This is a genomic window from Pseudomonas izuensis (assembly GCF_002356535.2).
GTDB classification, from domain to species: Bacteria; Pseudomonadota; Gammaproteobacteria; order Pseudomonadales; family Pseudomonadaceae; genus Aquipseudomonas; species Aquipseudomonas izuensis.
In genome coordinates this window covers 4,075,566-4,084,286 of sequence record NZ_AP017423.2, presented here as the reverse complement: position 1 = coordinate 4,084,286, position 8,721 = coordinate 4,075,566, and the positions used below count along the sequence as shown (strand labels likewise).

Here is an 8,721-nt window from a genome sequence, read left to right as displayed (position 1 = left end):
CAGCCAGTCAAAATTCGTTTTCGTCGAGTTCGGCCATCAGCGCCTGCATTTCGTCATCGGACAGGCCCGAGGCGCTGAACTCGGTGCTCTCGGGCTGCGGTTGCGTGTTTTGCGCCGTCACCGGTTGCGCGACCTCGGCCATGGCGGCGATGGTCTGGCCTTCGAACACGTGCTTGGCGGACAGGGCAATGCCTTGCTCAAAGGCCTGGGCCACGACTTGCAGGCTGAGAATCGAGTCGCCGCCAATGGCGAAGAAGTTCTCGGTGACGCTCACGGTCTCAAGCTTCAGGACCTTGGCGACGATGGCTTGCAGGGCGGTTTCCATGGCGTTGCGCGGTGCGACGAAGGCGCTTTCGTCGAACTGGTCCGGGTCGGGCAACTGGCGCAGGTCGAGCTTGCCGTTGGGCGTGCGCGGGAAGGTCGGCAGGGTCAACACCCGCGCCGGCACCATGTAAGAAGGCAGGCGTTCACCGAGGAAACGCTTGATCGCTTCCGAATCCGGCGCATAACCGTGGGCTGCCAGAATGTAGGCCAGCAGGCGCTTGCCGGCGGCGTGTTCCTGGACGATCACCGCGGCTTCGCGCACATCGCTGTGGCTGCACAGTTGACGTTCGATTTCGCCCAGTTCGATGCGGTAGCCGCGCAGCTTGACCTGATGATCCTTGCGACCGAGGAACGCCAGGCGCCCGTCCGCCAGCCAGCAAGCCAGGTCGCCGGTGCGGTAGGCACGGGTGCCGTCGGCCAGGGTGACGAAGGCCTTGGCGGTTTCTTCGGGTTTGTTGCGGTAACCCCGGGCCAGGGTCGGGCCGGCGAGGACGATTTCCCCCGGCTCACCGATGCCGCTGGCGATGCCCTGTTCATTGAGCACGCGCAGGTCCATGCCGGCAATCGGTCGACCGATGCTCAGTTCCCGGTCCGGGTCCAGGACTTCATAGGTAGCCCAGACCGTGGCTTCGGTGGGACCGTATTCGTTCACCAGTTGCGCGTTGGGCAAGGCTTGGCTGTGCTGGGTGATCAACGAAGGCGGGCAGGCTTCACCGGCGACGATCCAGCATTCGAGGCTGTCGGTACCGGCGGTGCGCTGCAACTGATCGAGCAATGCCTGATACAGCGATGGCAGCGACAGGCCGTGGCTGACCCGGTGTTGGGCAATCAACTGCGCCAGACGCGGCATCTCCAATTCTTCGCCGGTGGCCGGCAAGACCAGGCGCCCGCCTTGGGCCAGGGTCCAGAAAATCCCCGCCACCGAGCTGTCGAAGGCGAACGACGACAGCAGCAGGTAGGCACGCACCGGTTTCCCGTAGGAAGTCATGCGCACCTGGGTCGAGAAGCTCAGGGCGCCGTGGCTGATTTCCACGGCTTTCGGGGCGCCGGTGGAACCGGAGGTGTAGATCAGGTAGGCCAGATCGTCCGCCTGCGGCGCTGGCAGTGGCGGCAAATGGCTGATATCGGAAGGCGTCAGGTCGTCGAAGACGAAGCGTTGCAGGCTCGCGGGTACGCTGTCGGCCAGTTCGGCGCTGACCACGATATGGGCGATGGCGCTGTCGGCGAGCATGTAGGCACGGCGTTCCGCCGGGTAGGTCGGATCGACCGGCACATAGGCACCCCCGGCCTTCAACACCGCCAGCATGGCGACGATGGCCGCATTGCCACGGCCGAACAGAATGCCCACCGGCACGCCCGGACCGATCCCGGCGGCTCGCAGTTGATGGGCCAGTCGGGTGGCGCAGGCATCGAGCGCGGCGTAGCTGAGGTCGCCATCCTTGTCACTCAGGGCAATGGCGTTCGGCTGTTGCAGCACCTGACGGGCAATCAGCTCGACCAGCGTCACCGGTTCAATCGCAGGTGCGGTCGGGGTGTTGTCGAGGGTCTGCACTTGCAGCGGGCCGGTCAGCGGCACTTGCGCCCAGCGGTGTTGTGGCTCGGCCAGCGCGCCTTGCAGCAGTTGCAGCCATTGTTCGCCCAGGCAAGCGGCGGCATTGGCGCTCAGCAAGTGACGGTCGTAAATCACGTGGGCCTGAACAGCATCCGTGGTCTGGTTCACGTTCAGGCAGGCTTTTAGCGGGTTCAACACCGCGTTGGCATGGCGTTCCCTGGCATCGGCCTGACGCCAGGCGAAGCCATAGCCGCCATTGAGGTTGTGGGTGTAGTAGTCCTGCCAGCCGGCGCTGAGTTCGACGGTGGCGGCGATGCTTTTGCATTGTTCCAGCAGGGTGGTTCGCGGGTCCAGGTCAAAGCGCACCGGCAGGCATTGTTCGAACAGGCCCAAGGCGTTTTCCAGTTCCGGGCCACGGCTTTCGTGGATGACCGTCAGTGCCACCTGCTGTTGACCGGCGAGGCGGCCGAGCAGGACGGCCCAGGCGGTCAGCATCAGGTTCGAAGTCAGGGCCGGATGAGCGGCGAGGCTTGGCGGCAGGGCAAGGTCCACGCGTGCCGGGGCAAAACCTTTGCCCGACGCCGACTCCAGCGACAGTTGCAGGGTCGGTTGTTCGCTCTGTGCCAGGGCTTTCCAGAAATTTACCCCCGGATGGTCGGGTTCGTCTTCCGTGAGGCTCCAGCGCCATTCGGCGTAGTCGGCGTATTGCAGGGCCTCGTTTTGCAAGGCGTCGTTCAGCGCGGGGTTGGCGTCCTGCAGCAAAGCGGCCGCCAGCAGTTTCAGGCTGCCCAGGTCAAAGTGGCTGCTGGCCCCGGCCAGGTCGAGCACCGATTGCCCGTCCGACAGTTGCACCAGCGTCACGGCCAGCGGCAGCGTCCAGTCGCGAGGTTGCGTGGCCAGTTGGCTCAGGGCAGCGTCCTGCTGGCCTGGATCGAGTGCGCGTAAGTCTTGCACCACGACCGGTAGTTCGATGCTGTCGTGAATCACCTGCACCGGAAAGCGCAGGCCCGGCACGGGCGCCAACCGGGTGCGCAGGATTTCACTGTCGGCGATCAGGGCGTTCAAGCGCTGGCTCAGGAGCTCGGCGGTCACGGGGGAGGCAACCGACCACTGCAAACGGCAGCTGAGCGGGTGCTCGGCGACGCCGTGGGTATGCTGATAGACCGACGCCTGCTGTGGCGAAATACGAAAACCTTGGAGTCCGCTCATGTTCAACTCGACTGGGAATTGGGGGTAAACCGGGGCGACAGAGGCACGCAGGCTCACTGATCGAAATCAGCTGAGCCTGTGCAAATCAGCTTGTTCGCCCGTGGAAAAAATCAGACGGCGACGTCACTCTGCAGCAGGGCTTGCGCCATGCCGGTCATGATTGCGCGATTGCCGGTGAAGGGTTCGCGACCGTGCACCGCGAGCATGTTGTCGATGAACAACACGTCGCCCTGCTGCCAGCTGAAGCGCACCAGCGAGTCGAGGTAGGCCGCTCGCAATGACTCCAGTACATCGGCTTCGATCGGTGTGCCGTCGCCATAGAAGGTGTTGGTCGGCAGGTCGAGATCGGTGAAATTGCCTTGCAACGAGTCGCGGATCGCCGGGGGCAGGGTGCTGATGTGGAAGAAGGTGGCGTGGTTGAACCACACCTCTTCGCCGGTGCCCGGGTGACGGACCACGGCGGGCCCGCGCTGGCGGGTGCGCAGGCGATTGTTTTCCTTCCACTCCACTTCGATGCCGACACTGGCGCAGTAGGCTTCCACCTCGCCACGGTCTTCGGACTGGAACACGGTCTGCCACGGCAGGCCGAAACCGTCACCGTAGTTGCGCACGTACAGCACGCCTTTTTTGCGAAAACGCGCTTCGATCTGCGGGCTGATTTTTGCCTTTACTGCGCGGGTCGCGCCGATCGGGGTTTCGCCGCCGGTCTCGGACGGGATGTGGCAGTAGAAGAACAGGCGCAGCGGGAAGCGCGGCGAGTAGGAGTGTTCGTTGTGCGGGAAGATCATCTGGTCGGCCGGGTAATCGGTCGAGGTGTAGATGTTGCCGCCGACGCGGGTGCGCGGTGAGGCGCGGAACATGTACTCCAGCGCGCCGGGGGACAGGGCGGCGATCACCTGGTCGAACTGCTCCACCGACAGTACGGAGAACCCGCGAAACAGGATCGCGCCGTATTGCAGCAGTTTTTGCTCGAGGTTCTCACGTTCCTTGGCCGCCCAGGCGACCAGGTCCACACCGCTGACCGCCGGCTCGATCACCAGCGGCAGGGCGTGGTCCGGGCTGAGCAGGCGCTCGCTGACCAGCTGTTGTTCCGAGACGTTCATGGCTTTGCGACGCACGCCGCCAAGGGCGCGGGACGGTGGGGGCACGATAGACATAAAGGCATCCAACTCGGTTAAAGGGTCAATGAGCGACGTTTGGTTTGCAGCATCTGGCCGCGACCGGCCAGGGCTTGGGACTGCTGGCGTTCGCGCTGGAACGCCTGGTCCCAGGTGTCGAGGCGTTCGGCCAGTGCCGGCAGCGACAGGTCGAGTAGATCGCGGGTCTCGCCCAGCAGGCGGGTCCACAGGTGTTGCAGGCGCAGGGCACGGTCCCGGTCGAAGAATTCGCCGCGGAACTTGAGGGTCGCGTCAATCCCTTCGGCACCGTGCATCAGGTCGAGTACCAGGTGGAAATCGCCCGGGGCTTGCGCCACGTCCAGCGAGGTCATGCGCGCACCGGCGATATCGGTCGGGTTCACCCGTGCCGGCTGGTAGTTGAGCTTGACCTGGAACAGCGGCGAGTGACCGGGACGGCGCTGCGGCGCCAGGGCCGAGACCACCAGATCGAAAGGCAGGCCCTGATGGGCGTAGGCCAGCCGTGCCTCATCGCGCACCTGGCCAAGGAAATCGGCCAGGGTCGGTTCGCCACGCAGGTCGCAGCGCAGGGTCAACTGGTTGACGAAGAAACCGATCACGTCGTTGTGCGCGGCCAATGGCCGGCCGCTGACGTCGGTGCCCAGCAGGAATTGCTGCTGGCCGCCCAGTTGCTTGATCACCAGTTGATAGCTGGCCAGCAACAGCATGAACAGGGTCATGCCGTGTTCGCGGGCCAGTGCCGTCAGCGCTTCGCAGTTGGCCTGGGGCAGGGTGAAGTTGAGGCTGTGCTCGCCGGCGATCTGGCCGTTGCCACCCAAGGCGAGGGTTTGCGGCACGTTTGCCAGTTGCTCGCGCCAGAACTGTTGTTCGGTGGCGATGCGTTCGGCGCTCCAGTGCGCGGCTTCCCAGCGGGCGAAATCCAGGTACTGCAGCGGGCGTTCGCTGACGCCTCCAGCGGCCAGCTCTGCCAGCAACAATTGCGTCGAACGTCCGTCAAAGGCGATGTGGTGCAGGGTCAGCAGCAGGTCGTGTTGCTGGTCGTCGCGGCTGAGCAATTGCGCGCGCAGCAGCGGGCCGTTTTGCAGATCGACCGGTGTCGCGTGTTCCCGCTCCAGCCGATCAGCCAGCGCTTGTTGTTGCACGGCGATGGGGTGATGACGCAGGTCATGCCAGGTCAACGGCACGTCCGCAGTCGGCAGGATCCGTTGTTGCGGGCCGTCGACGCCGTCGTGGTAGACGGTGCGCAGGACGCTGTGGCGGTCGACCAGAGTATTGAGTCGCAGCGCCAGCGTTTCGGTGTCCAGCGCGCCGAGCAGGCGCAGATGCAGCACCAGGTTGTGGCGGGTGTCGGTCGGGTCGAGCTGACGCAGGAACCACAGTCGGCTCTGGGCGAAGGATTGGCGGCCGTGATCCTGCTCGACGCTGGAGCCTTCGATCGAAGCGGTGGAATCAGGCAACGCTTCACCGAGGAAATCCAGCAGTGCCTGGGCCCATTCGTCCAGCGTCTGCTCGCCGAACAGGCGTTGCGTGTCGAGATTCAAGCCCAGGTCCTGATGCAGGCGGGCCGCGAAGTCGGCAACGCTGATGGAGTCCAGGCCGAGGCTGATCAGGCTCTGGTCGAAGTCCACCATGAGATACGGATTGACCTCGCGCAGAGTTTGCTTGAGCCATTGGCGGCAGGCGGGCAGGGCGCTTTCGTCGGCCAGGGCAACCCGTTCCAGCAGTTGTGCACGCTCGATGCGTTCCTCATCGGCGCTGGTCTGCCCACCGTATTGGGCAATGATGTTCAAGGTGCCCGCGGCCAGTTGCTTGCGCGACCCCTGACGGGCGATCTTGCCGCTGGTGGTCATGGGAATGGTGCCGGCTTCCACCAGTACGATCTGGTCGATGCCGCAGTCGGCGACTTCGCGCACGGCGTTCTGCATCGAGGCGAACAGTGCCGGGTGATGGGCCGGGTAGACATATTTGCGATGGGGCTCGGCGACAATCACCAGCTTCTCGCGACCCAGCAGCGGGTCCATTTCCGAAAACGCGGCGATGCGTCCGGTGCGGATGCCCGGCTCTGCATCGGTGATGGCGAATTCGATATCGTGAGGGTAGAGGTTGCGGCCGTTGAGGATCAGCAGGTCCTTGACCCGGCCGCAAATCACCACCTGGCCCTGGTGCATGAAACCCAGGTCGCCGGAGCGAAGGTAATGCCCGGGTTCGCCGACGATGCACGCCTGGAACGCTTCGCGGGTGGCTTCGGGGTTCTTCCAGTAGGCTTCGGCGTTGCTCGGGCCGGTCAGCCAGACTTCACCGATCTGATCGGCGGCGCAACGTTCATGGGTGTGCGGGTTAACGATGGCGATGCCGTGCAAGGCCTGCGGATAACCGCAGGCGACGAACTCCACGGCAGCGGCGTCGGTGGCCGCGATGGCTGCGCGACCGGTTTCCAGCACGGTCTTGTCCAGGCGCAACACCACGGGCAGGGCATCGGCCGGTGTGGCACTGACACACAAGGTGGCTTCGGCCTGGCCGTAGCCGGGGCTGATCGCCAGCGGGTTCAGGCCGCAGGCGGCAAAGCGCTGGGCGAAGGTTTCAAGGGTGCCGGGATGAATCGGCTCGGCGCCGTTGATCGCGTGTTGCCAGGCACTCAGGTCGAGCTGCGCGATCAGGTTGTCGCTGACCACGCGGTTGCACAGCGCATAGGCGAAATTGGGGGCGAAACTGGCGGTGGCGCGGTAACGGCTCAATGCCTGGAGCCAGGTAGACGGTGCGTTGACGAACGTCTGCGAGGCCAACAGATAGCAGGGCATGCCGCTGTAGAGCGGTGCCAGCAGGCCACCGATCAGGCCCATGTCGTGGTACAGCGGCAGCCAGTTGACCATGCCGCCGTGCTCGTCGAAACCGTAGGCCTGGCGCATCAGCTCGACGTTGGCGATCAGGTTGCGCTGGCGCACTTCCACACCTTTTGGCGTACCGGTGGAACCGGAGGTGTATTGCAGGAAGGCCACGGTCGCGCCGTCAACATCCGGGCGCGTCCATTGACTGGCCGGTGGTGTGCCCGCCTCCTGCAACGTCAGCTCCTGGACCGTCAGCACATCGACCCGGCCTTCGACCAGTTCCAGCAAGTTCTGGCAATGATCGGCCGGGGCGAGGATCAGCGCCGGCTCGGCATCCACCACCACGTTGCGCACGCGATCCAGATGTCGAGGCTTGCGCGACGGTGGCGGGAACAGCGGCACGGCGATCAGCCCGGCGTAGAGGCAGGCGCAAAACGCCCGGGCGTAGTCGAGGCTGCTGGGCAGCATCAACAGCACGCGATCACCCGGCGCATAGCGCGCTTGCAGGGCCGCTGCCAGGGATTGGCTCTGTTCGTGCAGTTGGGCAAAGGTCAGGGTTTCGCCGATCTCGACGCCGTCCGGCAAAAAGTGCAGGGCCGCGCGCTGCGGAAAATGCCGGGCATGGGTTTCCAGCACTTCGATCCAGTGATTGAAATTGAACATGTGCAATTCACGCCATGGCAACGATGACTTTACGGTCACCGGTGTAAGGGTTGCGGCCGTGTGCGACCAGTCGGTTGTCGAGCATCAGGATGTCGCCGGGCTGCCAGGGGAAGCTGATGGCGGTCTGGCGATAGACCTCGCGAACGGTGTCGAGCACCTCATCGGCAATGGCCGAGCCGTCCCTGAAGTACACGTGGCGCGGCAGGTTTTCTTCGCCCACGGCGGCCAGCAGGCTGGCACGCACACCCGGCTCGATGGCCGATACGTGGAACAGGTGTGCTTGGTTGAACCAGACCCACTCACCGGTCTCGGGATGCTGCAACACGGCGGCGCAACGCTGGCGGGTGCGCAGCTCGCCATCGGCTTTCCATTCCCACTCGATGTCGTTGTCCTGGCAGTAGCGTTCGACCTGGGCACGATCCTCGGTGTTGAACACCTTCTGCCAGGGCAGGTCCAGCGCGCCGCTGTAGTTGCGTACGTAGAGCAGCTCGCGGCTGGCGAACAACTCGCGGATCTCGGCGGGCATGCGCTGATAGATCAGGCGGCTGTCGGCAATCGGCGTTTCGCCACCGGTTTCACTGGCCTTGATGCAGTGGAACCAGATGCGCGAAGGCCAGGGCCGGGTGTAGGCCTGCTCGTTGTGCAGCGGAATGAATTGATGGGCCGGGTATTCGGTGGAGCTGTACACCCCGGCGAAGACTTTGCTGCGCGGCGTGGAGCCGAATTCGTAGCTGGCCAGCGGCGCGCCGAAGCTGGCGGCGAAGCGCTTGAAGTCGATGGGCGTGGGAACGATGAAACCGCGAAACAGCACGCCGCCAACGGTGGTCAGTGCCTGGTCCAGCGAGTGGCGGATCGACGCGTCCATATCATGGATCGACTGTCCCGGTTTCGCCTGTACCAGCACGGGTAACGTCGACTCGCGGCCGATCGTTGGGGCATCGGACAACGGGGCGCAACGCCCGCTCAGGTGTTCGATTGAAGTCATCCTTGCACATCCTTTTTTCTTTCTCGG

At 64.5% G+C, this 8,721-nt stretch carries 4 protein-coding genes; all 4 read right to left on the bottom strand.

Annotated features, from left to right (window positions below):
• Positions 1–7: 7 nt before the first annotated feature.
• Positions 8–3,085 carry a non-ribosomal peptide synthetase gene (locus LAB08_RS17925; protein WP_096510439.1) on the bottom strand — a complete coding sequence of 1,026 codons (3,078 nt, stop codon included), beginning with the start codon at positions 3,083–3,085 and terminating at the stop codon, positions 8–10.
• A 110-nt stretch (positions 3,086–3,195) separates the two neighbouring features.
• Entirely contained in the window at positions 3,196–4,242 is a 1,047-nt protein-coding gene (locus LAB08_RS17920; RefSeq protein ID WP_096510440.1) for a TauD/TfdA family dioxygenase, read from the bottom strand.
• 17 nt (positions 4,243–4,259) lie between these two features.
• Positions 4,260–7,709, bottom strand: coding sequence for a condensation domain-containing protein (locus LAB08_RS17915; RefSeq protein WP_096510441.1), 3,450 nt, complete (start codon positions 7,707–7,709; stop codon positions 4,260–4,262).
• Between the two features lie 7 nt (positions 7,710–7,716).
• Positions 7,717–8,694: a TauD/TfdA family dioxygenase gene (locus tag LAB08_RS17910; RefSeq protein WP_096510442.1), complete on the bottom strand. Its 978-nt coding sequence runs from the start codon at positions 8,692–8,694 to the stop codon at positions 7,717–7,719.
• Positions 8,695–8,721: the final 27 nt, after the last annotated feature.

Coding starts and splice junctions, on each gene's coding strand:
- LAB08_RS17925 (WP_096510439.1), bottom strand. CDS start 3,085: ATGAGCGGACTCCAAGGTTTTCGTATTTCGCCACAGCAGGCGTCGGTC.
- LAB08_RS17910 (WP_096510442.1), bottom strand. CDS start 8,694: ATGACTTCAATCGAACACCTGAGCGGGCGTTGCGCCCCGTTGTCCGAT.
- LAB08_RS17920 (WP_096510440.1), bottom strand. CDS start 4,242: ATGTCTATCGTGCCCCCACCGTCCCGCGCCCTTGGCGGCGTGCGTCGC.
- LAB08_RS17915 (WP_096510441.1), bottom strand. CDS start 7,709: ATGTTCAATTTCAATCACTGGATCGAAGTGCTGGAAACCCATGCCCGG.